Origin of the sequence: Sphingopyxis sp. L1A2A, from assembly GCF_005502465.1 — a bacterium.
Lineage (GTDB): Bacteria > Pseudomonadota > Alphaproteobacteria > Sphingomonadales > Sphingomonadaceae > Sphingopyxis.
The window spans coordinates 20,200-31,736 of sequence record NZ_SCOT01000037.1; the positions used below are offsets into that span (position 1 = coordinate 20,200).

Genomic DNA, 11,537 nt, shown 5'->3' on the forward strand with positions numbered 1-11,537 from the left:
ATCCTCCCTGTGGCGAAGTCATGGGGAGGTGGCAGCGCGCAGTGCTGACGGAGGGGCCATGATGCCGCCGCCGCAAGGCCCCTCCACCCCTCCCCATCGCTGCGCGACAGGGAGGATTGGCTGAAATCAGCGGGCGCCCATCGTGCGCAGGCGGTCGCGCAGCGGGCCCCAGGACGCGATGCCTTCGGCGACCTGGCCGTTGATGACGAACGTCGGGGTGCCGGTGATCTGATATTTCTCGACCCCGGCGTTGGTGCCCTTTTCGATCGCCGAGACATTGTCGACCTTGCTCAGGCACGCCTGGATCGTCGCCGCCGGAACGCCGCGCTGCTGGTAAAATTGATCGATGCCCCAGCCCTTGGCGAGCGCGGTGAAGCGCTGTTCGGGGGGCAGCTGCATCGCCGCTTCGATCCCCGGCTGCGGCTTTTGTGCCCCGGCGATGAAGGCCTCATGCTCAAGGAAGGTCGCGTCGGCGAGCGGGAAGAAGCGGTCGGGGCCGGTGCATTTGACGATCGCACCGGCGATCGCATCGACCGGGTGCAGCATGAACGGGGTCAGCTTGTACGACACGCGGCCGGTGTCGATGAAATCGCGCTTCAACTCTTCGTGCGAATCCTTGGTGAACTGCGCGCAATGGCCGCAGGTGAAGGCGCCGAATTCTTCGAGTTTGATCGGGGCTTCGGGGTTGCCCATCACCACGCCGTCGCCGTCGAAGCTGACGACCTGCGACCAGCTCTTGCCGGCCGGCGCCGTTACCTTGGCGACGACATCCTGTTCCTTGGCGGGGTCGCTGGCGCTGCCTCCGCAACCGGCGAGGGCGAGCGCGCCGAGCGAGGACAAAAGGGCGATGCGAAGCGATGCGGTCATGATGTGATATTCTCCGGAAACAAGTTTGGGGAGGCTTTTACGATCCCTTGATCGCCTGGTCGAGTTTCGATTTGAGCGCGGGCCACGCCGTCACTGCGGCGTTGCGACCGTTGACGAAAAAGGTCGGGGTGCCGGCGACGCGATCGGCGCCGCGTGCGATGTTGGTCATGCCGGTGAGTTCGGCCTGGGCGACCTCGCTGTCGAGCGCGGCGTCGAGCTGCGCCTGGGTATAGCCGCGGGCGCGCATCAGCGCGGCAAGGCCGGTGTCGGCGGCAATCTTGCGGGCGCGTTCACCCGTGGTGCCTTCAAACCAGCTGGTTTTTTGCGCGTCGGTGGCCTTTGTCACCTTGGCCATCCAGACCGGGAAGGCGGCAAAAATGGCCTGATGGTTGCGCGCGAATGCGCCCGCACCGCCGCAACGCGCGAGCAACGCCGCGGTCATGTCGACCGGGTCGCGGACCAGATTGCGATATTCGAACAGCACTAGCCCGCGGTCGATATATTGCGTTTTCAGCGGCGCCGACCCCAGCTTCGCGAAATCGGCGCAGACGTGACAGGTATAGCTGAAATATTCGACCAGCCGGACCTTGGCCGCGGGGTTGCCGACGACATGGGCGCCGATTGGACTGATCTCTACCTGTGACGACCATAGGGCGGGCTTTGCGGGGGTCGCGGCGATCAGGGTCAGCGCGGCGCCCGACAGCGCCAGCAGCGCGGTGCGGCGATCGAAAAGCGGGTCATCAAAAGCGGACATCGTCGCTGGTCCTTCAACTGATCCGGGGGAGTTTGGGCGCCGCCGCCAGTCCCGACGCCATGCGTTCGAGCACGGTGCGCAGTTCCGGGTCGCCGATGTCGCGCAAACTGTCCCCCAGTTCGGCGGGTACGGGTTTCAGCATTGCCGGTGGCTGAACGGGCGCCGCGGGGGTGACCTGGCCATGCGTCATGCGGACGTGCGCGACCGCGGCATAGCCAAAGAAGCGGTTGACCGCGGCGATGATGTCGGGGGCGACATGTTGCAGCATCGGGGCATGGGCGCCGCTGATCGTCAGATGCAGCGTGCCGCCTGCCTTGGCGCCGACCGGAAAGCGGATCATCGCGGGCTGGGTGACGTCGGCGAGCCGGTCGCCGACGATCTCGCGCCAGCGGCTGACCACCGAGCTTTGGATGAAGCCGAATTTGCGAAAGGCGGCGCGGCCGATTTCGGGAACGAGGTCGGAAATCATGCGCGCTTCGCCGCCGCGCGGGCGTTCGTAAACGCGTGCCGCCGCTTTGGGCTTTTTCACCCCTGCCTTCGCCGTCGCCTTTTTGGCGGGCGGGCCATCGCCGCTGTCTTTCGTCATCGCCGGTGCCATGCCATAGGCGGGGGGTGAGCGTCCAGACTTCCGACATGGCCAGCGATCTCGCCCCCGACTTCGCCCCCGACTTCGCTGGCCGCCTGCTGGCGTGGTACGACCGCGCCGCGCGGGTGCTGGCGTGGCGGATCGCGCCGGGCAGCGACGCGGTGCCCGACCCCTATCGTATCTGGCTGGCCGAGGTCATGCTGCAACAGACGACGGTGGCGGCGGTCGCGGGCTATTTCGCGCGCTTCACCACCCGCTGGCCGACGGTCGCCGATCTGGCGGCGGCGGATGACGCGGACGTGATGGCCGCCTGGGCGGGGCTGGGCTATTACGCCCGCGCCCGCAATCTGCTGGCGTGCGCGCGGTCGGTCGTGCGCGATCATGGCGGGCGCTTTCCCGATAGCGAAGCCGCGCTGCGCGCGCTGCCGGGGATCGGCGACTATACCGCGGCGTCGGTTGCAGCGATCGCCTTTGGCCGCCCGGCGGTCGTTGTCGATGCCAATATCGAACGGGTGATCGCGCGCCATCGCCTGATCGAAACGCCGCTGCCGCTGGCCAAGCGCGAGATTCGCGCCGCGTTGGCGCCATGGGTGCCGCGGGACCGCCCGGGCGATTTTGCGCAGGCGCTGATGGATCTGGGCGCGACCATCTGCACCCCGCGCGGCCCCGCTTGCGCGATCTGTCCGCTGACGGCCGATTGCCGCGCGCGCGGACGGCCCGATATCGATCGCCTGCCGGTCAAGCCGCCCAAAAAGGCGAAGCCGCATCGCCACGGGCTGGCGCATTGGATCGAAAACGACGCGCGGGTCTGGCTGGTCCGCCGCCCCGCCAAAGGCATGCTCGGTGGGATGCGCGCGCTGCCGGGGGGCGACTGGACCGATGCCCGTCCAACCGAGTCGGGCATCGCCGAGGTGGACCATGGTTTCACCCATTTCGACCTGACGCTGAAGCTGGTGCCCCGCGAAGCTCTTCCGGAAAACGGCGATGCCGCAGCGGAAGGCGAATGGTGGCCGATCTCGGACCTTGACGCGGCGGGGCTGCCGACGCTCTATCGCAAACTGGTCGACAAGATGCTGGAGAGAGACGGATGAACATGATGGTTTCGCGCCGGGCGCTGCTCGGCGGGCTGGCGCTGGGCGGCGGCGCCGCGCTGTTGCCGCGCGCCGCGTTCGCTTGGAAGGACAGCGGGGCACAGCTTTATCCCGCGACCCACGCGTTCATCAAAGGCTTCGTCGATCGCCGCGAACTCGCCGGCACTCTCGCCGCGATCGGCAAGGGGCAGGATGCGGCCGAATTTTTCGGTGCCGGGGTGCAGTCGCTGGGCGATGCGGTGCCCGTCGGCCCCGACACGCTGTGGCGGCTCTATTCGATGACCAAGCCGGTCACCGGCATCGCCGCGATGCTGCTGATCGAAGACGGCAAGATGAAACTCGACCAGCCGATCGCCGATTTCCTGCCCGCCTTTGCCAAGATGCAGGTGCAAAATGTGCCCGACGGGTCGATCACCGACCTGCGCCCGGCGAAGACGCCGATCACCGTGCGCCATCTGCTCACCCACACCGCGGGGCTCGGCTATAATATCATGCAAAAGGGGCCGATCAAAAAGGCCTATGACGATGCCGGCATCGTCGGCGGTCAGGCGAGCCGGCTGCCGATCCCCGGCATGGCGCCGGTCACCGCAGCGCCCAGCCTGGCGGTGATGGCCGACCGGCTCGCGGCGCTACCGCTGGTGTACGAACCCGGCACCAAATGGAGCTATTCGATCAGCCTCGATCTGCTCGGCCGGGTGATCGAGGTTGCGTCGGGGCAGCCCTTCGATGCGTTTCTGAAGGCGCGGCTGTTCGATCCGCTGGGGATGACGAGCACGAGCTTCATGGTGGGCGCGAAGGATGTCGGGCGTTTTACCACCAACTATGCGCCCTATGGCGGGGCGCTGATCCCCTTCGATCCGGCGACCAGCTCGATCTACCTCGATCCGCCGCCCTATCCGTTCGGCGGCGGCGGGCTGGTGTCGAGCGCGCGCGATTATGACCACTTTCTCGCGATGCTGATGGGTGAAGGTGCGACCGGCGGCAAACGGGTGATGAAGGTCGAAACCGCGCGGCTGGCGATGTCGAACCTGCTGGCCGACAGCGTCGACCGCAAGGGGACGTTTATCGACGGGCAGGGCTTTGGCGCTGGCGGCCGCGTGTCGCTGCCGTCGTCGCCGGGCGGCGAGGGCATTTTCGGCTGGGCGGGCGCCGCGGGGACGATCGGTTTCGTCCATCGCGGGCTTGGCTATCGCGCCGCGGCTTATGCGCAATATATGCCATCGGGCGCGCTGCCGTTTCAGGAAAAATTCGGCGAGACCTTCTTCAAGGATATCATCACCTGATGCCCTTGCCGCTGGGATTTACCGGGGCGTGGCTCGACCGCGCCGACCAGCTGCGCAGCGATGCGGCGGGTTTCGCCGCCGCGATGGCCGATCCGCGCGCGCGCTGCCTGACGCTCGACGGCATCGATTTTGTGCCGGGCGAGGGCGGCGGGCTGTGCTGGGAGGCGCTCGACCCCGCCGACGACCGCGCGCCGCTGCTGCTCGGCGTCGACGGTGCCGGAATTCCGCATTTTGTGCGCGAAGCGGCGCTTGGGGCGCGGATCGATGCGCGCTCGCGGACCGTCATGCGCCTGCTGCCCTTGCTGTCGGGCGAAGAAGCGGCGCTTTACGGCGGCGCGCGCAGCCTGATCGACTGGCATGCGCGGCATCGCTTTTGCGCGGTGTGCGGGACGCCGACGACGGTGTTCCGCGCCGGTTGGGGGCGCCGCTGCGGCAGTTGTAACGCCGAACATTTCCCGCGCGTCGACCCGGTCGTCATCATGCTCGCCGAATGCGACGGGCGGGTGCTGGTCGGGCGCCAGGGCGGGTTTCCGCCGGGCTTTTTCTCGGCGCTGGCGGGGTTTGTCGAACCCGGGGAATCGCTGGAGGAAGCGGTGGCGCGCGAATTGTTCGAGGAGGCGGGCATCCGCGTGTCGAACGTCTCTTATGTGGCGAGCCAGCCCTGGCCCTTTCCGTCGTCGCTGATGATCGGCTGCCGCGCGGTCACGACCGACCCGGCGCTGACCCTCGATACCACCGAGATCGAGGCGGCGATGTGGGTCGACAAGGCCGAGGTGCGCGCCGCGCTGGCGGGCGACATGGGCGCGCCGTTCCTGGCGCCGCCACCGCTGGCGATCGCGCGTTATTTGCTCGAGGATTGGGCCAAATAATCTTCCCTATGGCTTCACCCCAGGGAGGATCGGGAGAATTTAGAGCCTGCGCCCGGTAATCCGGCTGATTTCCTTGGCGACCATCGCCTCGACCAGCTGCGGCAGATTGCTGTCGAGCCAGTCTTTCAGCATCGGACGCAGCGCGTCGAGCACGACATCTTCCATCGACCGCCCGCCGACGGCGGGTGCCGCGACGGTTGCGGCGGCCACGGCGGGCGCCACGGCGGCGGTCAGCGCTTCGAGCGACTGGCGCGCGGCGTCGGCGCTCGCTTCCGAGACCAGTTTTTCGGCTGCGGGCGCGGTTTCGCTGGCGGCGTCGTCTTCGTCGTGCAGGTCGAGAATGTCTTCGGCGATCGCGGGCGTGATTTCGCGCGCCGCGCCGGGGGCTTCATCGCGTGCGATGACACGCCTGATCGACGACAAAATATCTTCCATCGATGGTTCCCGCGACATATCGCCCATAACCAACCCCCTAAACCATCGCGATTACCGCATGGTTAATGTCCTCTTACCGATTTGGGGCGTGTTTTGCCAAGCGTTATTGTCGTGGCAGCGCGGGCGGCCCAACCGGAACGCTGGCGGTTGCCGCGGGGACCGCGCGCGTGTCGGTCGCCTGCTGCTGCGGCGCCGGATCGTCGGCCCAGTCCCAGATCTGACCCTTGACGCGGTTGTAATTGACCTCGGGATCATAGAGCGCGCCGCCCTCGATCCCCAGATCGCGCGCTTCGGCCTTGCCCATTGCGGCGAGCACCGAGAACGCCGCGACATAGGAATTGCGCTGCGCCGACACCAGCTGGACCTGGGTGTTCAGATATTCCTGTTCGGCGTTCAAAATGTCGAGGATCGACCGGGTGCCGACACTGTTTTCGGCGCGCACGCCCTCCAGCGACAGGCCGTTGGCGCTCACCGCCTGCTGCGTCGCGGCGATGATCTGTTGATTCGCTTGCCACGCGGCATAGGCGCCGCGGGTCTGGGCGATCACGCTGCGTTCGACCTCGACATAATTTTCGATCGCCTGGCTGGTGCGCGACTGCGCCTGGCGCACCTGCGCCGACGGGCGCCCGCCCTGAAAGATCGGGATCGTCAGCGACAGCCCGGCCGACGCGCTTCTGGTGGTGTTTTCCGACGTCGGGTCGTTCACCGAATTCAGATTGTTGTTGTACCCGCCGCTGGTGGTCGCCGACAATTTGGGCAGGCGCCCGGCGCGCGCGACGCCAATGTCGGCGCGGCTCGCGTTGACGCTCTGGTTCGCGGCCTCGATGTCGGGGTTGCTGGTCAGCGCGATCGCGACTGCTTCGTCGGGCGAGGCGGGCAGGTTAGGCAGCTGCGGCGGCTGTTCCAGATCGACCGGCGCATCGCCGACCAGCCGGACATAGGATTCGCGGCTGGCGATCAGGTTCGCCTCGGCGGTCCGCAGATCGCCCTCGGCGAGCGCGAGGCGCGCCTCTGACTGCGCGACGTCGGTGCGGGTCAGATCGCCGATTTCGAACCGGTCGCTCGTCGCCTGCAAATTGGTGCGCAGCACCGACACATTCTTCTGGTTCAGCTGGACGATCGCCTGGTCGCGGATGACGTCCATATAGGCGCCGACGGTCTGCGAAAAAATGCTCGCTTCGGTCGCGCGCAAATTGGCCTGACCCGACTCGACGCGAAATTTGGCGGCCTTGACCGCGTTGCGCACCGCGCCGCCCTGATAGATCGGCACCGACACCTGGCCGCCGACGCTGAGGAAGCGTTTTGGCGAGAAAAAGCTGTTGCCGGGCAGCACCAGATTTTCCTGATAATCGACCCCGACCCCGATGTTCGGCAGCCCGCCCGATTTCTGGATCGGGACATTTTCGTCGTTCGCGCGCTGTCCGGCGCGCGCCGCGGTCAGCGTCGGGTTGTTTTCATAGGCTTTCGCCAGCGCATCCTGCAGCGTTTCGGCATGTGCCGCCGGCGACAGCGTCAAGGCGCCGACGGCCAGACCGGCGAGCCAGCGGGCGCGGGGGAGAGGCCGTTTCTTATCGGTATCGAGCATCGTCATGTCAGCCTGAAACAAGGAGGGGATTGGCTTTAGAACTGGAAACCCGCCGGGGCGGCAAAGCCGGGCAGCGGGGCGGCGTCCATGTCGGCAAAGCTGCGCAGCGGCACCTCGCCGCCGGCCTTTACCCCCTGGACCAGCCGCGTCACCGCGCCGTCGCGGCGCGCCGCGACCAGACGGCCGCCCTCGGCCAGCTGCGCGGCCAATGCGCCGGGCAATGTTTCGATCGCGCCTTCGACAATGATGCGGTCGAACGGCGCGGCGCCGGGCGCGCCCGCGTGCAGTGGGCCGGCGACCCAGTGGATGGCCGCATCGGCGGTCGCGGCCTGCGCCATCGCCATCAGCTCGGCCTGTTCCTCGACCCCATGAACTTCGGCGCCGAGCCGCGACAGCACCGCGGCGGTGTAGCCGGTGGCGCTGCCGACCAGCAGCACGCGCATGCCGGGGCGGATCGCGGCGGCAACCAGCATCCGGCCGGTAACCAGCGGCGCGTTCAGCGCCCGGCCATGGCCCAGCGCGATCGCGCGGTCCATATAAGCGACGCTCGCCAGATGGGCGGGCACATGCGCCTCGCGCGGGACCGCCGCCATGGCGCCGACCACCGCCGCGTCGATGACGTCGTTGGTGCGTAGCTGGCTGTCGATCATGGCAGAGCGCATGTCCGCCGCGGTGATTTCGCTAAACTTGGTCGCCATCAGCCTTTTCCGATTCCCTGGGGCCTGAACCTGTGCGGGGCAGCTCTAGCCCAACCCATGCTGTATTGCAATAGTAATACAGCCTTTGCCCGCATAGACGCGCATAGCTGGCAACGCCGGTGCCGCCAACCCCGCATCAAGGGGAGGCGGGCGTGCGGGCGAATCCTTGACAAGGCGGCGAAACCCCCTCACTAGCGGCGCCGTCCAACACCCGGCCCATCCCCCAGGATGCGGCAATTTGGCATGAGGCCCGATGGCGGAGTGGTGACGCAGCGGACTGCAAATCCGCGCACGCCGGTTCGATTCCGGCTCGGGCCTCCAACCATTTTCGATCAACCGCCAGATCGGCTTTATCGCGCCAAGGCGCAGAATCGGGCGTCAAAATTCTCCGCTAAACCGGGACGGTAACCTGTTTGCTGGAGAACACCGCCTGCCAGTTTTCGATTTCCGCAAACACAACATCGTCGGCGGCATGGGCGAGGTCGGCAACGCTGCCGTAATCGAGCGCGGCGTCGGGCGCGCCCGCCAGGCGCGTGAGCCGCGCATGGATGGCCGACAGCTTTTCGCCGGTCACCTCGGAAATCGAGGCAAAGCGTTCAAAATCGCCGAAATAGCGAATGCCCGCGACGCCGGCGCCAAAGGTCGGGAACAGCACCCCCAAAAGCGTAAAGAGCTTGGCCAGATGGGCCACTTTTTCCAGCGGCAGCCACCCGAATTCACCGGCGGCCACCAACACCAGATAGAGCGCCACCGAAGCCACCGCGAGCTGGAACAGCCGTTCGGACAGCTGGTCCAGATTATGATGGACGTTGGTCAAACGGCGCGCCTTGGCGAAATGATAGTTCCTCTGCGCCACGACATGGCGGTCGAGCAGGCCGCTCAGCGCGCCGCGCAGCGCCTGCCGGGCATGGAATTCGGGCCAATCGGTCACCGTTCCTCTGGGCCACCGCCCCGTCGCCCGCGCCCCGCCGAGCGCCAGCAGGATCGCGCCGTGGCGCAGATATTCGGCGGCGCGGCGCGTCTCGAACCAGCGGCCGTGCCAGCGGCGGCGCTGACCGAAAAAGGTGATCGCCAGGATGATGCAGAGGAGCACCAGCTCAAACAGCGCAAAACCCCATTTCCCGGTCGGCGCGACCAGCGGCAGATAGGCAATGCCGCCAACGATCGCCAGGCTGGACAAGATGAAGCTGACGATCATCCCGCCGCGATAGACGTCCGACAGGCGCGACGAAATACCGTCGATCCAGCGGAAACGGCGAGTCACCTGATCGCCGATCGTCGCCGCCAGCGGCGCGCCGACGTCGGGCGCCTGTGCATTGGTGACGCGGTCGGCGTAGCGGATCTGGACCTGGAACGGCACCTGGTCGATCTTCATCGGTTCGCCATTGCCGACCGGCACGACCGGAAAGCCCCCCGCGGCGACCAACGCGGCATTTTCTTCGTCGCGATTGACCTGATAGGAAAATATCTCGAACTGGGCGCGCTTTCGGCGGCGCTGGAGCGGCCGTTGGCGGGGGCGATGAAATCGATCGCCTGCGACGGCGATGCCAGGCCGTCGTCGCCGGCCAATCCGAAAACATGGAGTGCGTCCGGATTGACGGTGGGCGGTTCGGCTTCGCCGGGGGGCGATGCGGCGGCATGCTAGTCGGCGGGCGATTGCGGCGCGGCGGCAAGCCCCGGAACCGAGGTCCATCCGACGGCCAGCAAGGCCGCGCAATATCCCGGAACCGACATCTCGCCTCCTTCGCCCATTGCCCGCGAGTCTACGCGCAATTGGCCAGAGTGGAAAGGCGTCGCGCCAAGGGCTGACCCTAGCGAAACGGCGGCTCGTTGAAGGCGCGGAGTTTGCGGCTGTGGAGCTTGGCGCCTTCGTCGCGCATCGTCTCGCACGCGCGGATGCCGATCTGGAGGTGGGCGGCGATCGCTTCTTCGTAGAAGCGGTTCGCCTGTCCGGGCAGTTTGAGTTCGCCGTGGAGCGGTTTGTCGCTGACGCACAGCAGGGTGCCGTAGGGGACGCGGAAGCGATAGCCCTGCGCGGCGATCGTCGCCGATTCCATGTCGATGCCGATCGCGCGCGATTGCGAGAAACGCAGCGCGCTGTCGGTGTAGCGCAGTTCCCAGTTGCGGTCGTCGGTGGTGACGACGGTGCCGGTCCGCATGCGTTTTTTAAGGTCGGCGCCGGTGGCGCCGGAGACGGACTCGGCGGCGCTCGCCAAAGCCTGCTGGACCTCGGCGATCGGCGGGATCGGGATCGCGACCGGCAGCACCGCGTCGAGGATATGATCGTCGCGCAAATACGCGTGGGCGAGGACATAGTCGCCGATGCGCTGGCTGGGGCGCAGCCCGCCGCAATGGCCGATCATCAGCCACGCCTCGGGCCGCAGCACCGCGAGATGGTCGCAGATCGTCTTGGCGTTCGACGGGCCGACGCCGATGTTGACGAGCGTGATGCCGCCGCCGTCGGGGGCGATCAGATGATAGGCGGGCATCTGGTGCCGCCGCCAAGCGCTGTCGGCGACGAGCGCGCTGGCGTTAACCCCGGGCTGATCGACATAAAGCCCTGCGGCGCCGGCGAGCGCGGTGTAGCGGCCTTGCCCGACCTGCGCCCCCGCCCAGGCGACGAATTCATCGACATAACGGTGATAGTTGGTGAACAATATGTAGCGCTGAAAATGCTCCGGCGCGGTGCCGGTATAGTGGCGAAGGCGCGCGAGCGAAAAGTCGGTGCGCAGCGCGTCGAACAGCGCGAGCGGCTGCAATGCAGTAGGGTCGGCGCCGAACAGGCCGTCGGCGAGTTCGTCGCCGATGTCGGCGAGCTCGGTGGTCGGGAAGTGGCGCGCGAGTTCGAGCGGGGTGACCCCGCCCATGTCCGACCCGTCGCTGGCGTCGAGCACATAGGGGAAGGGGATCTGCTGTCCGGTGCGCGTGACTTCGAGCGTGATGTCATAGTGGCGCGCGAGCAAACCAAGCTGATCGCGCAGATAATCGGCGAACAGGTCGGGGCGCGTCACCGTGGTGACAAACACGCCCGCGCGTTCAAACTGGCCGAAGGCGAGATTATGCCCCTTTTGCCCTTCGCGCTGTTCGCCGGTGGTGGTCAGGCGGATCGCCGGATAGTCGAACAGCCCGGTGGCCGCTGCGTCGGCCGGCGGCAGGGTGCGATCGCGGACATAGGCGGCGATGGCGGATTTGAGGTTGGCGACCGAGGCGCGGAACCTGTGTTGCAGTTCGGCGATGACCTCTTCGACGAGGGCGGTGGGGTCGGTGATGTCGGATGGGTGCGATGCGTCTGATGTCATCGGGGCGGTGTTGCACGATTTTGTGACAAAAGGGAAGGGGTGGGCATAAATCTCCCCTCCCTCTCAGGGA

At 66.9% G+C, this 11,537-nt stretch carries 11 protein-coding genes and 1 tRNA gene; 4 read left to right on the forward strand and 8 right to left on the reverse strand.

Annotation, left to right across the window (positions count from 1 at the left end):
- Positions 1–126: 126 nt before the first annotated feature.
- Genes FFS68_RS15315 through FFS68_RS15325 form a run of 3 tightly spaced genes read right to left on the reverse strand, consistent with a single transcriptional unit; the run spans position 127 to position 2,219 of the window.
- The gene (locus FFS68_RS15315; RefSeq protein WP_137754062.1) at positions 127–867 is read right to left on the reverse strand and encodes a thioredoxin domain-containing protein; all 741 of its coding nucleotides are present in this window, start codon (positions 865–867) and stop codon (positions 127–129) included.
- Positions 868–904: 37 nt separating this feature from the next.
- Entirely contained in the window at positions 905–1,621 is a 717-nt protein-coding gene (locus tag FFS68_RS15320; RefSeq protein WP_137754063.1) for a thioredoxin domain-containing protein, read from the reverse strand.
- Between the two features lie 13 nt (positions 1,622–1,634).
- The gene (locus tag FFS68_RS15325) at positions 1,635–2,219 is read right to left on the reverse strand and encodes a DciA family protein (RefSeq protein WP_137754064.1); all 585 of its coding nucleotides are present in this window, start codon (positions 2,217–2,219) and stop codon (positions 1,635–1,637) included.
- Between the two features lie 35 nt (positions 2,220–2,254).
- On the opposite strand from FFS68_RS15325, the gene FFS68_RS15330 reads away from it, so the two are divergent.
- The 3 genes from FFS68_RS15330 to nudC are packed head-to-tail and all read left to right on the forward strand — an operon-like array spanning position 2,255 to position 5,450.
- Positions 2,255–3,298, forward strand: a complete 1,044-nt coding sequence (locus tag FFS68_RS15330; protein ID WP_137754065.1) for an A/G-specific adenine glycosylase — start codon at positions 2,255–2,257, stop codon at positions 3,296–3,298.
- Positions 3,295–4,581: a serine hydrolase domain-containing protein gene (locus FFS68_RS15335; RefSeq protein WP_137754066.1), complete on the forward strand. Its 1,287-nt coding sequence runs from the start codon at positions 3,295–3,297 to the stop codon at positions 4,579–4,581. Before FFS68_RS15330 ends, FFS68_RS15335 begins: the two co-directional genes overlap by 4 nt.
- Positions 4,581–5,450 (forward strand): NAD(+) diphosphatase, encoded by an 870-nt coding sequence (gene nudC, locus FFS68_RS15340; protein ID WP_137754067.1) that lies wholly within the window; start codon positions 4,581–4,583, stop codon positions 5,448–5,450. Before FFS68_RS15335 ends, nudC begins: the two co-directional genes overlap by 1 nt.
- A 39-nt stretch (positions 5,451–5,489) precedes the next feature.
- On the opposite strand, the gene FFS68_RS15345 is transcribed toward nudC, so the two are convergent.
- From FFS68_RS15345 to FFS68_RS15355, 3 genes are all read right to left on the reverse strand, one after another.
- Positions 5,490–5,885 (reverse strand): DUF2497 domain-containing protein, encoded by a 396-nt coding sequence (locus FFS68_RS15345; RefSeq protein ID WP_249340190.1) that lies wholly within the window; start codon positions 5,883–5,885, stop codon positions 5,490–5,492.
- A 103-nt stretch (positions 5,886–5,988) separates the two neighbouring features.
- Entirely contained in the window at positions 5,989–7,470 is a 1,482-nt protein-coding gene (locus FFS68_RS15350) for a TolC family outer membrane protein (RefSeq protein WP_137754069.1), read from the reverse strand.
- 35 nt (positions 7,471–7,505) lie between these two features.
- On the reverse strand, positions 7,506–8,168 hold the full coding sequence (locus FFS68_RS15355; RefSeq protein WP_137754070.1) for a protein-L-isoaspartate O-methyltransferase: 663 nt from the start codon (positions 8,166–8,168) through the stop codon (positions 7,506–7,508).
- A gap of 247 nt (positions 8,169–8,415) precedes the next feature.
- Between FFS68_RS15355 and FFS68_RS15360 the strand changes: the two genes are divergently transcribed.
- Positions 8,416–8,489 (forward strand) — tRNA-Cys (locus FFS68_RS15360).
- 70 nt (positions 8,490–8,559) lie between these two features.
- Here the strand turns inward: FFS68_RS15360 and FFS68_RS15365 are convergent.
- Positions 8,560–9,594 carry a hypothetical protein gene (locus FFS68_RS15365; RefSeq protein WP_137754071.1) on the reverse strand — a complete coding sequence of 345 codons (1,035 nt, stop codon included), beginning with the start codon at positions 9,592–9,594 and terminating at the stop codon, positions 8,560–8,562.
- A 385-nt stretch (positions 9,595–9,979) separates the two neighbouring features.
- Positions 9,980–11,467: an AMP nucleosidase gene (locus FFS68_RS15370; RefSeq protein ID WP_137754072.1), complete on the reverse strand. Its 1,488-nt coding sequence runs from the start codon at positions 11,465–11,467 to the stop codon at positions 9,980–9,982.
- Positions 11,468–11,537 lie beyond the last annotated feature (70 nt).

What these genes read in the sequence shown, in the direction of transcription:
- FFS68_RS15320 (WP_137754063.1), bottom strand. Translation starts at nt 1,621, where the DNA reads ATGTCCGCTTTTGATGACCCGCTTTTCGATCGCCGCACCGCGCTGCTG.
- FFS68_RS15345 (WP_249340190.1), bottom strand. Translation starts at nt 5,885, where the DNA reads ATGGAAGATATTTTGTCGTCGATCAGGCGTGTCATCGCACGCGATGAA.
- nudC (WP_137754067.1), top strand. Translation starts at nt 4,581, where the DNA reads ATGCCCTTGCCGCTGGGATTTACCGGGGCGTGGCTCGACCGCGCCGAC.
- FFS68_RS15350 (WP_137754069.1), bottom strand. Translation starts at nt 7,470, where the DNA reads ATGCTCGATACCGATAAGAAACGGCCTCTCCCCCGCGCCCGCTGGCTC.
- FFS68_RS15315 (WP_137754062.1), bottom strand. Translation starts at nt 867, where the DNA reads ATGACCGCATCGCTTCGCATCGCCCTTTTGTCCTCGCTCGGCGCGCTC.
- FFS68_RS15325 (WP_137754064.1), bottom strand. Translation starts at nt 2,219, where the DNA reads ATGGCACCGGCGATGACGAAAGACAGCGGCGATGGCCCGCCCGCCAAA.
- FFS68_RS15355 (WP_137754070.1), bottom strand. Translation starts at nt 8,168, where the DNA reads ATGGCGACCAAGTTTAGCGAAATCACCGCGGCGGACATGCGCTCTGCC.
- FFS68_RS15335 (WP_137754066.1), top strand. Translation starts at nt 3,295, where the DNA reads ATGAACATGATGGTTTCGCGCCGGGCGCTGCTCGGCGGGCTGGCGCTG.
- FFS68_RS15370 (WP_137754072.1), bottom strand. Translation starts at nt 11,467, where the DNA reads ATGACATCAGACGCATCGCACCCATCCGACATCACCGACCCCACCGCC.
- FFS68_RS15330 (WP_137754065.1), top strand. Translation starts at nt 2,255, where the DNA reads ATGGCCAGCGATCTCGCCCCCGACTTCGCCCCCGACTTCGCTGGCCGC.